Annotated in this window: 15 protein-coding genes; 9 read left to right on the plus strand and 6 right to left on the minus strand. The window is 62.4% G+C overall.

Features of this window, described 5'->3' with window-relative positions; all coding sequences use genetic code 11:
* Positions 1-32 precede the first annotated feature (32 nt).
* The 3 genes from ALTERO38_RS03585 to rimI are packed head-to-tail and all read left to right on the plus strand — an operon-like array spanning position 33 to position 2,873.
* A complete protein-coding gene (locus ALTERO38_RS03585; RefSeq protein WP_159967301.1) occupies positions 33-1,580 on the plus strand; it encodes a 2-isopropylmalate synthase in 1,548 nt (515 codons plus the stop codon).
* Positions 1,577-2,428 (plus strand): energy transducer TonB, encoded by an 852-nt coding sequence (locus ALTERO38_RS03590; protein WP_159967302.1) that lies wholly within the window; start codon positions 1,577-1,579, stop codon positions 2,426-2,428. The genes ALTERO38_RS03585 and ALTERO38_RS03590 overlap by 4 nt, the downstream gene beginning before the upstream one ends.
* Positions 2,421-2,873: a ribosomal protein S18-alanine N-acetyltransferase gene (gene rimI, locus ALTERO38_RS03595; protein WP_102838049.1), complete on the plus strand. Its 453-nt coding sequence runs from the start codon at positions 2,421-2,423 to the stop codon at positions 2,871-2,873. Before ALTERO38_RS03590 ends, rimI begins: the two co-directional genes overlap by 8 nt.
* A 98-nt stretch (positions 2,874-2,971) precedes the next feature.
* Here rimI and ALTERO38_RS03600 read toward each other — a convergent pair whose 3' ends face one another.
* The gene (locus ALTERO38_RS03600; RefSeq protein ID WP_159967303.1) at positions 2,972-3,514 is read right to left on the minus strand and encodes a hypothetical protein; all 543 of its coding nucleotides are present in this window, start codon (positions 3,512-3,514) and stop codon (positions 2,972-2,974) included.
* A gap of 185 nt (positions 3,515-3,699) precedes the next feature.
* On the opposite strand from ALTERO38_RS03600, the gene otsB reads away from it, so the two are divergent.
* From otsB to ALTERO38_RS03620, 4 genes are all read left to right on the plus strand, one after another.
* On the plus strand, positions 3,700-4,455 hold the full coding sequence (otsB, locus tag ALTERO38_RS03605) for a trehalose-phosphatase (protein ID WP_159967304.1): 756 nt from the start codon (positions 3,700-3,702) through the stop codon (positions 4,453-4,455).
* Positions 4,456-4,489: 34 nt separating this feature from the next.
* A complete protein-coding gene (gene otsA / locus ALTERO38_RS03610) occupies positions 4,490-5,899 on the plus strand; it encodes an alpha,alpha-trehalose-phosphate synthase (UDP-forming) (protein ID WP_159967305.1) in 1,410 nt (469 codons plus the stop codon).
* Positions 5,900-5,979: 80 nt separating this feature from the next.
* Positions 5,980-6,627, plus strand: a complete 648-nt coding sequence (can, locus tag ALTERO38_RS03615; protein WP_102838046.1) for a carbonate dehydratase — start codon at positions 5,980-5,982, stop codon at positions 6,625-6,627.
* Positions 6,627-7,562, plus strand: coding sequence for a DMT family transporter (locus ALTERO38_RS03620; protein ID WP_159967306.1), 936 nt, complete (start codon positions 6,627-6,629; stop codon positions 7,560-7,562). The genes can and ALTERO38_RS03620 overlap by 1 nt, the downstream gene beginning before the upstream one ends.
* Positions 7,563-7,715: 153 nt before the next feature.
* On the opposite strand, the gene ALTERO38_RS03625 is transcribed toward ALTERO38_RS03620, so the two are convergent.
* The 3 genes from ALTERO38_RS03625 to ALTERO38_RS03635 all read right to left on the minus strand — a co-directional run bounded on the left by ALTERO38_RS03625 (position 7,716) and on the right by ALTERO38_RS03635 (position 10,167).
* Positions 7,716-8,108, minus strand: a complete 393-nt coding sequence (locus tag ALTERO38_RS03625; protein WP_159967307.1) for a VOC family protein — start codon at positions 8,106-8,108, stop codon at positions 7,716-7,718.
* Between the two features lie 394 nt (positions 8,109-8,502).
* The gene (locus ALTERO38_RS03630; protein ID WP_159967308.1) at positions 8,503-9,486 is read right to left on the minus strand and encodes an MDR family oxidoreductase; all 984 of its coding nucleotides are present in this window, start codon (positions 9,484-9,486) and stop codon (positions 8,503-8,505) included.
* Between the two features lie 48 nt (positions 9,487-9,534).
* The gene (locus ALTERO38_RS03635; protein WP_159967309.1) at positions 9,535-10,167 is read right to left on the minus strand and encodes a TetR/AcrR family transcriptional regulator; all 633 of its coding nucleotides are present in this window, start codon (positions 10,165-10,167) and stop codon (positions 9,535-9,537) included.
* A 424-nt stretch (positions 10,168-10,591) separates the two neighbouring features.
* Here ALTERO38_RS03635 and ALTERO38_RS03640 point away from each other — a divergent pair, with 424 nt between their 5' ends.
* Positions 10,592-12,505 carry a sigma-54-dependent Fis family transcriptional regulator gene (locus ALTERO38_RS03640; RefSeq protein ID WP_159967310.1) on the plus strand — a complete coding sequence of 638 codons (1,914 nt, stop codon included), beginning with the start codon at positions 10,592-10,594 and terminating at the stop codon, positions 12,503-12,505.
* 99 nt (positions 12,506-12,604) lie between these two features.
* Here ALTERO38_RS03640 and aldA read toward each other — a convergent pair whose 3' ends face one another.
* Positions 12,605-14,041: an aldehyde dehydrogenase gene (gene aldA / locus ALTERO38_RS03645; RefSeq protein ID WP_159967311.1), complete on the minus strand. Its 1,437-nt coding sequence runs from the start codon at positions 14,039-14,041 to the stop codon at positions 12,605-12,607.
* Positions 14,042-14,057: 16 nt separating this feature from the next.
* Positions 14,058-16,214, minus strand: coding sequence for a PQQ-dependent dehydrogenase, methanol/ethanol family (locus tag ALTERO38_RS03650; protein WP_102838040.1), 2,157 nt, complete (start codon positions 16,212-16,214; stop codon positions 14,058-14,060).
* Positions 16,215-16,757: 543 nt separating this feature from the next.
* On the opposite strand from ALTERO38_RS03650, the gene ALTERO38_RS03655 reads away from it, so the two are divergent.
* Positions 16,758-18,758 carry a TonB-dependent receptor gene (locus ALTERO38_RS03655; RefSeq protein ID WP_159967312.1) on the plus strand — a complete coding sequence of 667 codons (2,001 nt, stop codon included), beginning with the start codon at positions 16,758-16,760 and terminating at the stop codon, positions 18,756-18,758.
* The last annotated feature ends 22 nt before the right edge of the window (positions 18,759-18,780 follow it).

The raw sequence follows: 18,780 nt of genomic DNA on the forward strand, positions 1-18,780 counted from the left end.
GAGAGGCGCTTGGCAGCCGTGAGGACCTTCCTATGAGCAGCAATGATCGCGTCATCATCTTCGACACCACTCTGCGTGACGGTGAGCAGAGCCCCGGCGCCTCCATGACGGGCGAAGAAAAGCTGCGCATCGCCAAGGCCCTCGAGCGGCTGAAAGTGGACGTGATCGAGGCCGGCTTCGCCATCGCCAGTCCGGGCGATTTCGCCGCCGTCAAAGCCGTGGCCGACCATATTAAGGACAGCACCGTCTGTAGCTTGGCCCGCGCCGTTGATGCCGATATCGAACGCGCTGCCGAGGCACTCGCTGGGGCCAACTCCGGACGCATCCATACCTTTATCGCCACCAGCCCGATTCATATGCAGTACAAGCTGCGCATGCAGCCGGACCAAGTGGTCGAGCAGGCCGTTCGGGCGGTGACCAAAGCGCGCAACCTCTGCGCCGATGTGGAGTTCTCCTGTGAGGACGCCGGGCGGTCGGAAATCGATTTCCTGTGCCGCATCATCGAGGCGGCCATCGACGCAGGCGCACGTACGATCAATATCCCGGACACTGTCGGCTACGCCATTCCGCATCAGTATGCCGAGACCATCCGCCAGCTGCTCGAGCGTATTCCCAACGCGGATAAAGCTGTGTTTTCCGTGCATTGCCACAACGACCTGGGTCTGGCAGTCGCCAACTCGCTTGCCGCGGTAGTCGCCGGTGCTCGCCAGGTCGAGTGCACCATCAACGGGCTTGGGGAGCGCGCCGGCAATGCCGCCCTGGAAGAAATCGTCATGGCGATCAAGACCCGCCAGGACCTGCTCGACGTGCACACCCGGATCGAGACCGAACACATCCTCAGCGCCTCGCGTCTGGTCTCCGGAATCACCGGCTTTCCGGTGCAGCCGAACAAGGCCATCGTGGGTGCCAATGCCTTTGCCCATGAGTCCGGCATCCATCAGGATGGCGTGCTCAAGCACCGCGAAACCTACGAAATCATGTCCGCGCAATCGGTGGGCTGGAACGCCAACAAGATGGTGATGGGCAAGCACTCGGGGCGCGCTGCGTTCCGTTCGCGGCTCGAGGAGCTGGGCATCGTCCTGCCGGGCGAGGGCGAGCTGAACGCGGCTTTTGCCCGCTTCAAAGAGTTGGCGGACAAGAAGCACGAGATCTTCGACGAGGATTTGCAGGCGCTGGTGTCCGACACGCTGGCCGAGGACGTGCAGGAGCATTTCAAACTGGTCACCCTGGAGGTGGCGAGCAAGACCGGCGAAGTGCCGGACGCCAAGCTTGTACTGAGCGTGGACGGCAATGAGCAGGTCGCGTCCGGACAGGGTTCGGGACCGGTCGATGCGACCTTCAAGGCCATCGAGTCGATAGCCAATTCGGGCGCGACGCTTCAGCTGTATTCGGTCAACGCCATCACCAAGGGCACCGACTCGCAAGGCGAGGTCACGGTGCGGCTGGAGAAGGGCGGGCGCATCGTCAATGGCAACGGTGCCGACACCGATATCGTCGTCGCCTCGGCCAAGGCCTACCTCAATGCGCTGAATCTGATGCAGGTTGGCGCCAAGGCTCATCCGCAGGTGGCCGGGGTTTGATTACCGAAAGTCGGCGTCGGGCCTTTCTCGATGCCATGCAGATCACCACCTGGCTGCCGCGCGCCGAGCTGCCGTTTGCCGCGCCTTCGCGGCCGGAACTGTTGCAGTTCTTCGAGGCGGAAGAAGAGGCCGCGCCAGTCGTCGAGCCTGGCTCGGCGCCACAACCGACCCTTGCGGCACCTGAGGCAATAGCGCCGGCAGCGGCAGCTTCGGCGAGTCCGGCTGCGGATGCGGTTCGCTCGGTCATGTCGCGGGTCGCCATGCCTGAGCCAAAAAAGTCAGCCGCCAAGACTGGCGAGGCGCAAGCGGTCGCCGCCGAGCAGAAAGTTGCCGTACCGCCACCTCGCTTCGCCTTGCAGTTGTTGCGTGCGGGCAATGTCTTGCTCTTGGTCGAGCTGCCCACCGGGGAGTCCTTCCAGAGCCGCGATCCGGCTTACATCTTGCTGAAGGACCTGTTGCGCGCCGCCAGGCTGCCGGACAGCCCGCAGCAAGTCGGTGACGGTGAGCCGATTCGCTGGCCGCTGCTCCATCGCGGCAGCCTTGATCAAGGTGCAGAGGCCGCGCGCGACTATGTGCAAGGCGTGGTTGCCGCTGAGCTCGAGGGTATGGGGTGTGCCTGCCTCTGGTTGGTCGGTTCGCCCGCGCTGCGGTTTGCTGGCGAAGTCGAGGCGGACGCCTGCTACCGCGAGTTGACCATTGAAGGCCTGGGCGTTGCGTTGACCATACCGGGGCTGGAGCAGTTGATGGAGCAGCCCGGCAGCAAGGCGCAGCTGTGGAAAGCCATGCGCCGCAGCATGCCGCGCTGGGTGACTGGTTTGAGTGGGTCCACGAGTAGTGTTCATGAGTGATGCAGTGAGCTTCCGCCCGATGACTGCGGCGGATATCGAAACCGTGCTGAAAATCGAATACGCGGCCTTCAGCCATCCCTGGACCCGCGGCATCTTCACCGATGCGCTCACCGCCTATGAGTGTTGGGTGATGTTCGAGGGCGAGCAGCAGGTCGGTCATGGCGTGATCAACGTCATTCTCGACGAAGCGCATCTGCTCAACATCACGGTCAAGCCACAGAGTCAGGGCCACGGACTTGGTTTGCGGCTTCTGGAACATCTGATGCAACGGGCTCACGAGCGTGGCGGGCGCGAGTGCTTCCTTGAGGTGCGCGCGAGCAATACTTCGGCTTACCGCCTGTACGAGCGTTATGGCTTCAACGAGGTCGGGCGCCGCCGTGGTTACTACCCGTCCGCCGAGGGCCGCGAGGATGCGCTGGTGATGGCCTGTACGTTGATCGACTGAGCAGCGAAGGTCTGAGGCAAGAAGGCCCGACTCCAAAAGAGTCGGGCCTTCTTTTATCGCCATGCATCCATTGCGTATGGCAGGCAGCTTTGTAGACGCTACTGCCCCGGGGCCTTGTCCCGGCCAGAATCCAGCGGTGCGTCGCCGCCGAGTTCGTCGTCGTCCATCACATTGTCATTTTCATGCAGCACGCCGTCGCCGCCGCCAAGACCGGTGTCCGGGTCACCATCTGCCGGGCCGTCCCACGGCTTACCGTCCAGTGGGTCGGAGCGGCCCGCTTCGGCCTCATCCAGGTCGACATCGGCACCGATGCGATGCTCCGAAACTTCACTCAGCTCCTGATCGGCCGGCCCGCCATGACCACGTTCGTGCGGTGAGCGAGAGCCATCGTCAGGAATCAGCGTCTCTGGCGCCATGTCGTCCATGGTGGTCTGCCCGCCAGGTACTTCGCCAGTCGTCATGCCGGCTTCGGCTACGCGCTCTGGCGGAAACTCGTCCTCAAGTTCTTCGGCAGGCACTTCATCTCCAATGCGGCCTTTACGATCGTCCCGATGCTGGTCGAAATCGAGCTGCTCGATGGAACCCATGCGGTCCTCGGTAGTGTCGATTTCCTTGGGGGTGTAGGGCTTGGAATCGTTCATGACAACCTCCTGCTAGAACTCTGGTCTTGCAGGTTGTGACCCGGTGGCGATGTGAAGATTCAGGCCGGCCGCTGGCCGGTTTCGGCTTTATGAACCAAGCTGCAGTGGCTGTGCTTGTTGAATTGCAGGCGGCAGCCGCGATAAAAAAACGCGAACCACCACCGTTGATCGGGGGTCCCAGCTACATGAGTAAACAAGATGATCAACCCGAGCTAGAGACTCGGCGCTGCGCTTTTTTCTTCGATGTCGATGGCACGCTCGCTGATATCCAGTCGCGTCCAGAACTCGTTTTCATCCCGCCTCGTTCGCTGGCCGCGCTGGAACAGCTGAGCGCCAGCGGCATTCCTGTTGCAGTCGTGTCAGGCCGGCCAATCAGCCAGCTCGATGCGCTGCTCACTCCTCTACAGCTGCCAGCAGCCGGTGTGCACGGCGCCGAGCGCCGTACCGCGACCGGGGAGCTGCAAAACCTGGCTCTCGATAACGAGGTGCTCGATGCCATTCAGCGCGAGCTGGCGCAGGCATGTGCCGAGCATCCAGGCCTGTCGCTGGAGAACAAGGGCGTCGCCTTTGCCCTGCATTTCCGCCTGGCCCCTGAGCTGGAAGAGACAGCGCGTCACGTGGCCGAAGATTTTGTCTCCCGTTATGGTGAGGTGCTGGCGCTTCAGCCTGGCAAGTGCGTATTCGAGCTCAAGCCTCGCGGCGCCAGCAAGGGAGAAGTCATCCGTACCTTCATGCAGGAGGCGCCATTTGCCGGGCGGACGCCGGTCTTCATTGGTGATGATTTGACCGATGAAGCTGGCTTCACGGTGGTTAATGAGCTGGGCGGGGTCTCGATCAAGGTGGGCAGCGGAGCGACCGAAGCCACGCAGCGGCTGGAATCAGTAGAGGCTGTTGCCGCCTGGCTGGACCGGTTGCAAAGCACGCTGCTGGAGCCGCAGTAACATCCAATAAAACCAGATTGAAGCGAGAACTAGCATGAGCCGACTAGTAGTGGTTTCTAACCGCGTAGCGCCGATCAAGGCGGGGAAGGTCGCTGCTGGCGGGCTTGCAGTGGGCGTGCATGACGCGTTGCGCCAGGCCGGGGGTATCTGGTTTGGCTGGAGCGGGGACGTGAGCAGCTCCCCGCAAACCAGCACCGAGACCGTCGGTAACATCACCTACGTCACGCTGGGCCTGACCAAGCAGGACTACGATCAGTATTACCGTGGGTTTTCCAATGCCACGCTGTGGCCCATCTTTCACTACCGGATCGACCTGGCGCGCTACAACCGGCAGGAGTACGAGGGCTACAGGCGGGTCAACGGCATGTTGGCGGAAAAGCTCAAGCCCCATCTCAAGCCTGACGACATCATCTGGATCCATGACTACCACCTGATTCCTTTCGCCGAAGCCTGCCGCCAGCTGGGCATTCGCAACCGTATTGGCTTCTTTCTTCACATTCCGTTCCCGCCACCGGAGATTCTCACCGTCATTCCTCCGCACAACGAGCTGCTCAAGACGCTCTGCTTCTATGACCTTATCGGCTTCCAGACCGAGACTGATCGGCTTGCGTTTCAGGACTACATGACCCGCGAGGTGCGCGGCATTCTTGAGTCGGATGGCAGCTTGACGGCTTATGGTCAGAACTTCCGCGCCGGGGTCTATCCCATCGGCGTGGTGCCGGATGAGATTCAGGATCTCGCCGAGTCCTACAAGGGCCGCACCAAGCCCATGCGGCGCACCACGGATGTGGATCGCAAGAAGATCGTCAGCGTTGACCGGCTGGATTACTCCAAGGGGCTAGTGGAGCGTTTCATGGCCTACCAGGCGTTCCTTGAGCGCTACCCGGAGCATCGGCGTGCGGTGGAGTTCATCCAGATCGCGCCAACATCTCGCTCGGATGTGAAGACCTATCAGGCGATCAGGCAGCAGCTGGAAAGCCAGGCCGGACACATCAACGGTTGGCTCTCCGATCTGGATTGGACGCCGTTGCACTACCTCAACAAAAGCCATGACCGTCGCGCCTTGATGGGCCTGTTTCGGCAGTCAGACATCGGCTTCGTTACACCTCTGCGCGATGGCATGAATCTGGTTGCCAAGGAATTCGTCGCCTCCCAGGACCCGGAAGACCCCGGAGTACTGGTGCTTTCACGCTTTGCCGGCGCCGCTCGGGAACTGACCTCGGCGTTGATCATCAACCCCTACGATTGCATCGGCATGGCCGAGGCGCTGGACCGCGCGATGCGCATGTCGCTGACCGAGCGCAAGGATCGCTATGAGCACATGATGCGGGCGATACGTGCCGCTGACCTGGATGCCTGGCGCGACAATTTCCTGCGGGACTTGCGCGCCTTTTCTTCCCGCCCACGAGCCGAAGTCCAGGCGAATCCGTTGTTCACTGTCTAATGCTGTGACGTACCGGTCTGCGTGCTTGTCAAAACGCCGACCGGTTCGTAACGTGCGTGTCGGAATGGAAGGGGCAGGCGATGAGCAACGAGCTTCAACAGTTATTCGAGAACAACGCGCGCTGGGCAGAAGCGATCATCGAGGAAGACCCGACCTTCTTCACCAAACTGGCCAAGCAGCAGGTGCCGGAATATCTCTGGATCGGCTGTTCGGATGCGCGCGTACCGGCCAACGAAATTGTCGGCCTGCTGCCCGGCGATCTGTTCGTTCACCGCAACGTCGCCAATGTCGTCCTGCACACCGACCTCAATTGTCTGTCGGTGATCCAGTACGCGGTGGACGTGCTCAAGGTGCGGCATATCCTCGTCACCGGCCATTACGGCTGCGGCGGTGTTCGCGCTTCGATGCGTGACGACCAGCTCGGGCTGATCGACGGCTGGCTGCGCACCATCCGCGATCTCTATTACGAGCACCGCGAGCACATCGCCAGCTTCCCGACTGAAGAAGCGCAGGTGGATCGCCTCTGCGAGCTCAACGTCATCCAGCAGGTCGCCAACGTCAGCCACACTAACATCGTCCAGAACGCCTGGCACCGCGGTCAGCCGCTGTCCGTGCACGGCTGCATCTACGGCATCAGGGACGGTATCTGGAAGAACCTCAACGTCACCATCAGCGGTCTTGACCAGCTGCCGCCGCAGTACCGCCTTCGCACGCGTCAGCCCGTCTGATGGCGTCGCGTCAGGGATGGGCCTTCGCCGGTCTGTTGCTCGCTGTGCTCTGCTGGAGCGGAAATGCTCTGGTGGCGCGCGCCTTTCATGAGGCGATCCCACCGCTGACCCTCGCGTTCTGGCGCTGGACGCTGGCGACCTGTCTGTTGCTGCCATTCGTGGTGCGCTCCATCTGGACGCATCGCGCCACGCTTCGCGCAGCCGGCTGGCGCTTGCTGGTGGTCGCGGCGCTGGGCATCAGCAGCTACAACTCGCTGCTGTACTCTGCTGCGCAAAGCACCGAAGCCATCAACCTCACCCTGGTCAACACCTGTCTGCCGTTGTTCACCTTTATTGGCGGTGGCCTGTTGCTGGGTGAGTGGCCCGCCCGTCGCGCCTGGTTCGGCATGGCCATCGCCGCCTGCGGATTGGTCTATCTGATCAGCCGCGGCAGCTGGGATGCGTTTGCGAATCTGGCGTTCAAGACGGGCGATCTCATCATGCTCGTGGCCGTGCTGGTATGGGCGCTGTACACCCTGTCGCTGCGACGCTGGAGCAGCTTTCTCCAAGTTCCGCCGTTAACGCTGCTAGGCGTGTTGATGGCAATCGGTACGCCGCTGATCCTGCCGTTCTACCTGTTCGAATACAGCCAGGGCGGCGGTTTCACACCGAGTTTGACCAACCTCAGCGTCATCGCCTACACAGCGGTCTTCGCCTCGCTGATTGCGTATCTGTCCTGGAACCACGGCGTCAAAACCGTTGGCGCAGCCAAAGCGGCAATGGCGACTTATCTGATGCCGGTTTTCACTGCGATACTCGGTTGGCTGCTGCTGGGGGAAGGCTTGCAGCTGTTCCACTGGATTGGTGGCGGACTGATTTTCGCCGGTTTGCTGCTGGCGACCCAGGTCAGAGCAGGTAGCCCGCTCTTAAGTCAGGCGAAACAAAGCCCGCGCTAGCGGGCTCGTTTCAAGGCTTATCAGGGCGCTTGTGCGTCTGGATGGAGGGCCCCGGAACGCAGCCGTCTTATCAGCGTTCATGCGCCGCAGCCGGGGTGCAGCGCATAGACGTTCAACGGTGGCGCCGCTCTTGGTTGTGCGGTGCAGTGTAGATTATGGCGCGCGGTAGATGGCGCACAGCTTGTTGCCATCAGGGTCGCGCACATAGCCCAGATGCATCGCGCCTAGGCTGCTTTCGCGCAGCCCCGGTGGATCTTCGCAAGTTGTGCCGCCATGGGCCACACCGATGTCGTGGAACGCCTGGACCTGCTCGGCCGAATTGCACTTGAAACCAATCGTGCCGCCATTGGCGACCGTCGCTTCTTCACCGTTGATGGGTTCGGTAATACCGAAGAGGCTGCCATCGTGTCGGTAGAAGAGGCGGGTGTGCCCGGTAGGCCCGGTGTTACGGATCGGCTCACCTGCGCCGAGTAGGCCGAGCACGGCGTCGTAGAACCGCTTTGACCGTTCAATATCATTCGAACCGACCATTACATGGTTGAGCATGAGTCCCTCGCTAAGTGGGGTTGGTTGTGCGGCTGTGGACGAGCAATGTAGCACCGGCATGAAGCGGGACGTCAACGGGGTTCTGGGGATCAATGGCGGCTCGGGTTGATCCCGCTTTTGTTCGCTGAGCGCGCCCGGATGTTGGCTGGCTTGGGTCGCCTTTCTCGGCAACGTTCCAAGCCAAGCAAATTCAGTCCGAGCGGCTGGATTTGCTGCCCTCGGCGGAGGTGGGTCGTCATCCCGCTTGGGCTCGCGCCGCGAGACCGCCAGCAGGAACGAATCGCCTGGCAAGAGCGCTGCACATCCACGGCAGTCAACTCTTGGCGCAGCTAAAAGGTGGCGGCTCCGTTATAAAAAATGCGATCTGTAAATGGTGAGGGCAGTTATCTGGTGCTCACCGGTTTACATCAACCACCACACGCCCCCGGACTCTGCCTTCGAGTAACTCGTGTGCAACCGGTATGGCTTCAGTCAGGCCAATTTCATGGGTTATTTCATCCAATATCGATAGGTCCAGGTCGGTGCACAGGCGGCCCCAGGCCTCCACACGTTCGTTGTAGGGACGAGTGACGCTATTGATACCAATCAGGCTAACCCCACGCAGAATGAAGGGCGCCACGGTCGCTGGGAAGTCCATGCCTTGGGCCAAACCGCACGCAGCGACCACCCCGTCTGCGCGTGTGCCTGCGCATACGTTGGCCAGCGTGTGGCTGCCTACTGAGTCGATAGCCGCAGCCCAACGCTCTTTTGCCAAAGCACGCCCGGGATTGGACAATTCATTGCGATCAATGATGGTTGTTGCGCCCAAGCGCTTCAGGTAATCCGCTTCGGCCGGACGCCCCGTAGCTGCAATGACCGAATAACCTTTACGCGCTAACAGCGCGATGGCAAAGCTGCCAACTCCTCCATTGGCGCCTGTAACCAGCACTTCACCACGCTCCGGCGTCACACCTTGGCGTTCCAGCGCTAACAGGCAAAGCATTGCTGTGTAGCCTGCGGTTCCGATTGCCATTGCCTGGCGTTCGCTCAATGCCTCGGGCAACGGGATCAGCCATTCAGCTCGTAGCCTGGCCTTCTGGGCCAACCCACCCCAGTGCCCTTCGCCCACACCCCAGCCGTTGAGCAGAACCCGGTCGCCGATCTTGTAGTGAGGGTTGCTGCTGGCTTCCACGGTTCCGGCCAGATCAATACCGGGCACCATCGGAAACTGACGCACAACTGGACTGCCACCGCTGATGGCTAGCCCATCCTTGTAGTTCAGCGTGCTGTAGGCCACCCGAACGGTTACATCACCTTCAGGGAGCTGCGCTTCATCAAGGTCAGTCAAGCGAGCCCGATAAGCCTCTGCATCTTTTTCAATAAGAATTGCCTTAAACATCATCAGCTCCTAATTTAGACCGATCGTCTATTAATTGTCGAAAAAACTCTACCTAGTGATGCCAGCGAGAAACCCAGCGGCGAAGACCTCCAACGGCGCCGCATCCCGTACCAGCCTGGCGCGCATTACGGCACCTTCCCAACCAATCCAGAAGTATGCAGAGAGATCATCGCAGTTACTGCTTAGGCATATTTGCCGCTGGCTCGCCGCCTGACGTAAGCAATCCGCCAGACGCCTTTGCCAGTCGAGCAGAATATTCTCCAGCTCGTTGCGGAAACTCTCAGGTAGAACAATGACCTCTTGACCGAGATTGCCGACCAGACAGCCTCGGCGGAATTCGTGCTTTTTCATGCCCTCCTTGGCGTCGTCGACAAAATGGCGTATGCGGCGAAGCGGGAGCTCCGTCTCGTCCAGCAGCCAACGATCCAGTTTGCGACCAAAATAATCCGCATAGCGCTGCAACACCGCCTGCCCGAAGGCTTCCTTACTATCAAAGTAATGATAGAACGAGCCTTTGGGCACGCTAACCCGCTTCAGCACTGCGTCGATGCCCGTAGCTGCAAAGCCCTGTTCGGCGAATATCTCCATGCCGCAACGCAGTAGCAGCTCGCGAGTGTCCCCATGCTCTCTTTGGGCATTAGGCGGACGACCTCGGCGGGCATGAGTCTTAACTATAGTCATGGCGCTGATATTAGACCGATCGTCTCAAATGTCAATTGAGAATGTGACGCCAATATTCGTGTTCTCTGATTAGGTCCAGTTTCGTTGGTTTTTTTTCGACGGGCCGCTCTTGGATATGGCAGCAACTCAGCACTGCTTACTGCCGAGGTCGTTCTGCGTAAGCGCTTCGCGCAACCAAAAGGTGAAAGAGATATTTTTTGGGCTGACTGTCCACTTCTAGGCCGATATCTGCTCCTCCCCAGCGTCAACACGCAAGCCTCTCAGCGCCACGAAGCTCAATCAACGAAACGGCCACCTTAAAGACCGCAATCCGGCAGGCGGCGGCCCGGCCTGAAGTGGCCGTGCTAGGCTAGATTTTGGCTGTTCTCAAGTCGATACGAACAATTACGCAAGGCCCGACTCGGCGCCTTGTCTGGAGTCCCGCATGATCGCGCGTCCGCCATCAGAGCTTTCAACCGAACTCTCTGCATTCGTTGCCACGCACTTTGCCGACCGAGGATCCAACCCGGATCGGCTGATTGCCGAATCCTGGTACCGCAGTGTCCACGAGCACGGACTTGACCCGGCTCAACCTGCCGCCCACGTTCAGCTTGAGCATCACGAGATCCGTCTGCATCAGGAAGAGCACCATGACTTTCTGGCCATCGCGAGCCAGGGCATGGAAGGGCTGTCGCGGCGTCTGAATCCTGCCGGGTTCGCGGTGCTGCTCAGTGACCGCCGCGGTATCACGCTCGACGCGCGGCTGCCCGGGCAGTACAGCCCCTATGCCGATTCTGGGCTGGTGGTCGGCAGTTGCTGGGACGAGTCGCTGGTAGGGACCAACGGCATCGGTACGGGGCTGGCAGCGGGCCAGCCGCTGATCATCCATCGGGACGAGCACTTTCTCAGCAGCAACGCCATGTTGAGTTGCTCGGTAGCGCCGCTGTTCGATCCACAGGGTGCGTTGCTGGGCTGTCTCAATGCCTCGTGCCTCAACAGTGGCGGGCCGAAGCAGGCGCAGTACCTGACGCTGCAGTTGGTGAGCCTGTACGCCCGGCTCATCGAAAACGCCAGTTTCCACCAGCGCTATGCCACTTGCGCCATGCTGACTCTGGGCGGCGATGCCGGTGACCTGGGTAATGAGCGGTTGCTGGCGCTCGATGCGGCAGGCCGGATCCTCGGCGCCAATCGCGCCGCCTTCATGGCCTCGGGCCATGAGAACGCGCTGGTGGGGGAGGCGGTTCAGGATGTCCTGTCCATGTCACTGGATGAGCTGATCACCCTGACGCACGGTGGCCAGCGCAGCGCATCGTTACGGCTGGCCGGAGGGTCCGCGCTGGAGGTCACGCTACGTATGCCGTCGACCCCCGCGCCGCGCGCCAGAAGCGAGCGCGGCCTGAACGTCATTCCGGTAGAGCCTACGCTTGAAGACTTGGCCGGGGAGGACCCAGGCCTGCAACGCTCCGTCCAGAAGCTGCGGCGCGTGCTCGATCGGGATATTTCATTGCTGCTGACCGGCGAGACCGGCACCGGCAAGGAAGCCTTTGCGCGGGCGATCCATCAGGGCAGCGTGCGCGCCAAGGGGCCCTTCGTTGCGCTCAACTGCGCGGCGATTCCGGAGTCGCTGATCGAGAGCGAGCTGTTCGGCTACCGCGCCGGGACATTTACCGGCGCCAGCCGGCAGGGGATGAAGGGCAAGCTGGAACAGGCCAATGGCGGGACGCTGTTTCTCGACGAGATTGGCGATATGCCGGCGCACTTGCAGACGCGCCTGCTGCGCGTACTGGCCGAGCGGGAGCTGGTGCCGCTGGGCGCCGCCACGCCGGTGTCGCTGAATGTGCAGCTGGTCTGCGCGACGCACCGTGACCTGCCCGCCATGGTGGCCGCTGGCGAGTTCCGTGAGGACCTGTATTACCGACTCAACGGCTTGACGGTCAGGCTGCCCGCTTTGCGCGACCGGGCGGATCGCGCCGCGCTGATCCGTCGCGTTCTAGGACGCGAGGCCGGTGATGAACAGGTCGAGCTGACCGCCGAAGCGATGGAGCGGCTGGCCGATTACCGATGGCCCGGCAACGTGCGCCAACTGATCAATGTGCTGCGCTGTGCCGTCGCGCTGGCGGACGACGGGGTGATCGGTCTCGATTGCCTGCCGCCAGAGATCATGGCGGTGCTGGCAGAGCGGTCATCCGTTGCGCAGTCGCTGGAGACGACCCGCGACGCTGCCGAAGCGGCCCATTTGCAAGCGACACTCGAACAGCACGGCGGCAACGTCACGTCGGCGGCGCGTTCCCTTGGCATCAACCGCGCCACGCTCTATCGCAAGTTGCACCGTTACGGGCTCACTGCGCCACGCAGGTGAAGCTGCGCTGGCGACTCGGTAGTTTCGGTGGGCTGGCCGATTGCTCGGCCGAATAGCAAGAACCCCGCCGGTGCGGGGTTCTTGGTCACCTCAGGTCACTCAGCTCTGTATGTACACCGCATGGGTATGGGTGTACTCGTACAGCCCGTGCTTGCCATCGGCACCGCCGATGCCGGATTTGCGCACCCCGGCGTGGTAGCCCTGCATCGCCTCGAAGTTCTCGCGGTTGATGTAGGTCTCGCCGAAGTCCAAGCCTGCGGCCGCCTTCATCGCGGTGGAGAGATCGCGGGTGTAGATGGATGAGGTGAGGCCGTACTCGCAGTCGTTGGCCAGGGCGATGGCTTCGTCCAGGTCGTCGATGATCTGCACCGGCAGCACCGGGCCGAAGACTTCCTTACGCATGATCTCCATGTCGTGCGAACAGTTGGCGAGCAGCGTCGGCTGGTAGTGGAAGCCGTTGCCCAGGTCCGCAACGGCGCCGCCTGTAATCAGCTGCGCGCCCTGACTCTGCGCAGTGCGCACCATCTGCTCGACCTTGCGCAACCCGGCCTCGTTGATCAGCGGGCCCATCTCCACGTCCGCCTGGGCTATCGGGTCGCCATAGCGCGTTTCGGCCAGGGCACCGGCAATGCGCTCGATGAACTGGTCCGCGACACCGCGCTGCACGTAGACCCGCTCGGCGCAGTTGCAGACCTGCCCGGTGTTGATGATGCGCGAGGCGCGGATGGCGGTAACGGCGAGGTCCAGGTCCGCGTCGTTCATCACGATTGCCGGGGCCTTGCCGCCCAGCTCCAGGTTGAGCTTGGTGACGTTCTGCGCAGCGGCGGCCATGATCCGCTGGCCAGTACCGACGCTGCCGGTAAAGCTGATCATGTCGATCTTGTCGCTGGTGGTCAGGGCACTGCCGACGCCCGCGCCGCTGCCGCAGACCACGTTGAACACGCCTTTGGGCAGGTCGGTCTCGGCCACCAGCTTGGCGAATTCGAAGCAGTTGTTCGGCGTCTCCTCGCTGGGCTTGATGACAATGGTGTTGCCGGTCACCAGCGCCGGGGCCATCTTCCGGGCGATCAGGAAGAAGGGGAAGTTCCACGGCAGGATGCCGGCGACCACGCCCAGCGGTTTGCGGAACAGGAAGATGTTCTCGCCCGGCCGGTCGCTGGTGATGATCTCGCCTTCGATGCGGCGCGCCCACTCGGCCATGTAGTCGAGGTAATCGGCGGTAAAGTTGACTTCGACAAGCGCCAGGCTCTGGATCTTGCCGCCTTCCTCGGTGATGACCCGGGCCAGGCGCTCGGCGTTCTGGCGGATCTTGCTGGCGATGGCGCGCAGGTAACCCGCGCGTTCGACGGCGGGCTTCTGGCTCCAGGCTTTCTGCGCAGCGCGGGCGGCGGCGATGGCGCGTTCGGCGGTGGCGGCGTCGGATTCCGGCACGCGGGACAGCACCGCGCCTGTGGCCGGGTTGCGTACCTCGATGAGGTTGTCGCAGGCGACAAAGGCGCCGTCGATGTAGTTCTGGTAGGTCGTTGCGTCAGTCATGTCACTCTCCTGAGGGTCAGTTGCTGGCCGTTTTCTGAGTCGGCTGGGGCAGGTCGTTCGGGCCGTGCTCGATTCGGTCGTGGGCGCGCTTGATCAGGTATTGATGGATCTGCTCCATCTGCTCGCGATCAAACGCCTCGGCGAAGGAGGGCATGCCATCGGGGATGCGTGCGCCGTGGAGGATGCCGAGGAACTGCTCATGTTTTTCCGGAGTGAGCATGCGCAGGTCCGGCAACACGCCGCCGCTGACTGCGTGGATGCCGTGGCATTGCGAGCAGTAGCCGTCATAAAGCTTGGCGCCGGCCTCGACGGTGGCGGCATCGGCGGTTAGCGTCGGTGGCTTGGGCGCATCTTCACGCGGTGCCGGTTCCTGCAGTTCGGCCGTACCGCCGAGCTTGTAGGTCAGCACCTGGGCATAGGGCTGCACCCCGGCGCGCAGCGAGAGGGCGCCGGCAAAGGTGGAGAAGGCGCCGCCCCAGCCCGCCATGAAGGTCACGTACTGCTCGCCGTCCACGCTGTAGGTGATGGGCGCGGCCATTACCCCGCTGGCGGCCGGCTGCTCCCAGAGCTTCTCTCCAGTGTCGGCGGCATAGGCGATGACGCGACCGTCGGCGCTGCCTTCGAACACCAGATTGCCGGCGGTGCTCAGGGTGCCGCCGTTGAAGATGGTGACGTAGGGCACTTCCCAGGCCTGCTCTTGCTTGACCGGGTCCCAGGCGATCAGCTTGCCGGACCAGGTGTCGGCGTACTTGCCCAGGCCTTCCGGGTCCTCGGGCATCATTCCGGTCTTCAGACCCAGCTGGTACATGCTCTTGAATTTGTTGCGCGCCGGCGCATCCGGCACGTGCTCGTACCACGCCGACATGATGTGCGCCGGGATGTAGACCAGCCCGGTGTTCGGGTTATAGGACATGGGGTGCCAGTCATGCGCGCCCCAGAAGCCCGGCTGGACCAGCTTCGCCTTCTTCTCACCTTTCCAGTAAGCGGCGGCTTCGTCGTCGACGATGGGCCGGCCAGTCTTCAGATCGACGCCCTTGGCCCAATTGATCGGCACGATGTTTTCGGCCGACAGCAGCTCGCCGGTGGCGCGATCGATGACGTAGAAGAAGCCGTTCTTTGGCGCCTGCATCAGCACTTTGCGCTGTTTTCCCTTGATCTCGAGGTCAGCCAGGATCATGTGCTGGGTGGCGGTGTAGTCCCAGGCATCGCCCGGCGTGGTCTGGTAGTGCCAGACGTACTCGCCGGTGTCGGCGTTGACCGCAACGATGGAGGACAGGAACAGGTTGTCGCCCTTACCCTCACTGCGCCAGATCGGGTCCCACAGCGAGCCGTTGCCGACACCGATATAGAGCAGGTTCAGCTCCGGGTCATAGGCGAAGGAGTCCCAGGCCGTACCACCGCCGCCTTGTTCGACAAAGGCGCGGCCGTGCCAGGTCTTCTTGGCGATCTCCATGCCCTTGCCTTCGGCGGGCTTGTCCGGGTCACCCGGTACGGTAAAGAAGCGCCAGGCCTGATCACCGGTCTCGGCGTCATAGGCGGTGACGTAGCCGCGCACGCCGAATTCGGCGCCGCCGTTGCCGATCACTACCTTGCCGTTGACGACGCGTGGCGCGCCGGTGATGGAGTAGCTGCGGTCCTTGTCGAAGCGGGTGTCGACCGACCAGACGCGCTCTCCGGTCTTGGCGTCGATGGCTTCGAGGCGACCGTCGAGCACGCCGACGTAGACTTTGCCTTTCCACACGGCCACGCCGCGGTTGATCGCATCGCAGCAGGCCTCACCCGCGCGGGCGCGGTCGGACTTGGGGTCGTACTTCCAGATTTCCTTGCCGGTGCGTGCATCCAGTGCGTAGACGATGGAGAACGGCCCGGTGGTGTACATCACGCCGTCGACCACGATGGGCGTGGCTTCCACGCCGCGGTCGATGTCGAGCTTGTAGCTCCAGGCCAGCCCGAGATCGTCGACGTTGGCGTCGGTGATCTTCTTCAGCGGGCTGAAGCGCTGCTCGCCATAGTCACGGCCGTGGCTCATCCAGTTGCCGGGCTCCGCGTCGGCATTGGCGATGCGTTTACCGTCGACTTCGGCGGCGTGCAGCGGCAGGGACAGCAGGGCGGCAAGGCTGGCGCCAAGCAGTGTGGTGGGCCGTCGGCCCAGGTAGGGATCTAGGTGCTTCATCGCAGGCTCTCTCTTGTTATTGGTCTGGCCGCCCCGTGGGGCAGGTCTTTCAGGGAGAGCAACCGCTGTGCCAGCCGTTTCGATTTGGCAGCAAAGCCAGCTATGGCGCTGGCTGGCGCGGGTCGCGGTCGCCGCGGCTTACGCGGCTTGTCGCAACCAAACCGTTGCGCGGCTGCGACAACTGTCGCGCGGCTGCGACAAAGGCGCGCGCCTCCCAGCCTGTTATCCGCAGACTGGATGCAGAGGCGGCGATTGAGAATGGCCTGCCGAGGCAGCAGGACTGCCGGCTGGCAAGCCGTTGCGGAGGCGTAAACGGCAACGAGTGACGTCTTCAGGCTTGCTTGGCATGTGCGTTGCGTTAAAGACGCACAGGCCTCTGCAGGGTTTTCCGCATCGGGTGGTTTCTGTACTTTGAACGCGCGTTCCGGTGCGCCTGTTCCCGAGGCTGCCCAATCGCGTCCTCTTGGCCAGGGCAATTCAGTGGTTTGCCTGGCAACAGCGGTTGGCGACAGCCACGTCACCCCATAACAACAAGGTTCAACCATGTATCGACTCTTACTTGCCGGATCGCTCTTGTTGCCTACCGGACCATTGCTCGCGCAGACGGGCGAGCCGCTCACTCTCGATCCCCTATTGGTGAGCTCGCCCCGAGCCGAGTCCGACTGGTTTACCTTGCCGATGGCGGTATCCGCCGTGTCGGCGCAGGATCGTCCGGGCGAGCAGCTGCTCACCGTCGACAGCCTGCTCGGGCCTGTGCCGGGCGCGCTTTCGCAGAGCCGCTACAACCTGGCCCAGGGCATGCGCTTGTCCATTCGCGGCTTTGGTTCCCGCTCCAGTTTTGGCGTTCGTGGCGTGCGGGTGCTGGTCGACGGTGTGCCGCTGACCATGCCTGACGGGCAGACCGAAATGGATGGGCTGGATACCTCGTTGGTGGAGCGCATCGAGGTGATCCGCGGACCCTCGTCGACCATTTACGGCAATGCTGCCGGTGGCGTACTGGCGATCCAGACGCGACAGCCAGGGGATACGCCGTTCACGCAGGTCGAGGTGACCGGCGGCGAGCTCGGCTATCGCCGCATGCGCGCGGAAACCAGTGGCAGCGCCGGATCGCTGGGCGCCTTGCTAGCGGTCAACGCCACACAGCTCGACGGCTATCGCACGCACGGGACCGCCGAAACCAACCACCTCACCGGCAAGCTGCGCTGGCAAGGGGAGGGCGGCACGCTCGGCCTCACCCTGCATGCGATCGACAACCGAGCCGAAGATCCCGGTGGGCTGAACCTGGACCAGGTCCGGGCGGACCGTTCCCAGGCGCGGCCGCAGAGCCTTCAGTTCGATGCTGACGAAACTGTCGAGCAGCAGCGCCTCTCGCTGGTCTGGGATGGACAGACTGCAGGCGGCGATACCTACCAGTTGCGCAGTTATTACGGCCAGCGCGAGTTCAGCAACCGTCTCCCGTTGCGGAACAACGGCCAGACAGCCTATGACCGCTGGTTCGCCGGGGTGGGCGCCCAACGCACCTTTCACCGTGAACTGGCGGGCCTGCCGCATCAATTGACCGTCGGGATAGACCTGGAAAGCCAGCGGGACGAGCGCTCGCGCAACGACAACCTGCCCGGCGGCATCACCGGCGCCCTGACGCAGCGCCAGCGCGAAACGGCGGACAGCCGGGGTGTGTTTATCGAAGATCAGCTGAGCCTGGGCGACGCTTGGCTGCTCACCGCCGGCGTGCGCTATGACAGCGTGCGGCTCGAGGCCAAGGACCGCTATCTGAGCGACGGCGATGCCTCGGGTGAACGCAACCTGAATGACTGGAACTACAGCCTGGGGCTGAGCCGGCAACTGGACGCCCATCATGTGGCGTACGTGCGTTATGCGACATCCTTCGAGACGCCGACCATCAACGAAATGGCCAACCCAACCGGGGGCGGCTTCAACCCATCGCTTGGCGCGGCGCAGGCGGTCAACCGCGAGATAGGCTTCAAAGGTGAGCACCCGGGGTTGCGCTACGAAGCGGTGCTCTACAGCATGCGTATCGAAGATGAGTTGGTGCCGGAAGTCGACGGACGCACCTTCTACACCAACGCGGGGCGTTCAAGCCGCGACGGTGTCGAACTCAGCGGGGATTGGTTGCTGGGACACTACTGGCGATTGACCGGTGCCTGGAGTTACAACCGTTACCGTTTCGACCAATTCCAGGGCTACGACGGCAACCGCATCCCGGGGATTCCGAGGCAGAGCCTGTTCGCCGAAGTCAGCTATGACCGTGACGACTGGTATGCACGAGTCAACGTCAATGCCTACGACCATCAGTACGCGGACAACGCCAACCGCGACCGCGTGGCCGGCTACGCGGTAACCAACGCCCGCCTGGGTTGGCGGATGGTGTGGGGCGATCAGCGATGGGAGCCCTACATCGGCATCGACAACCTTCTGGACCGCGACTACTACGACAACCTGCGTATCAACGATAACTTCGGCCGCTACTACGAGCCTGCTCCAGGGCGGACGATTTATGCGGGGGCGAAGCTGACGTTCAACTAATGGCCTGAATCTTGGGGCGATG

The sequence above is a fragment of the Pseudomonas sp. 9Ag genome, assembly GCF_902506445.1.
Classification (GTDB): domain Bacteria; phylum Pseudomonadota; class Gammaproteobacteria; order Pseudomonadales; family Pseudomonadaceae; genus Stutzerimonas; species Stutzerimonas stutzeri_AB.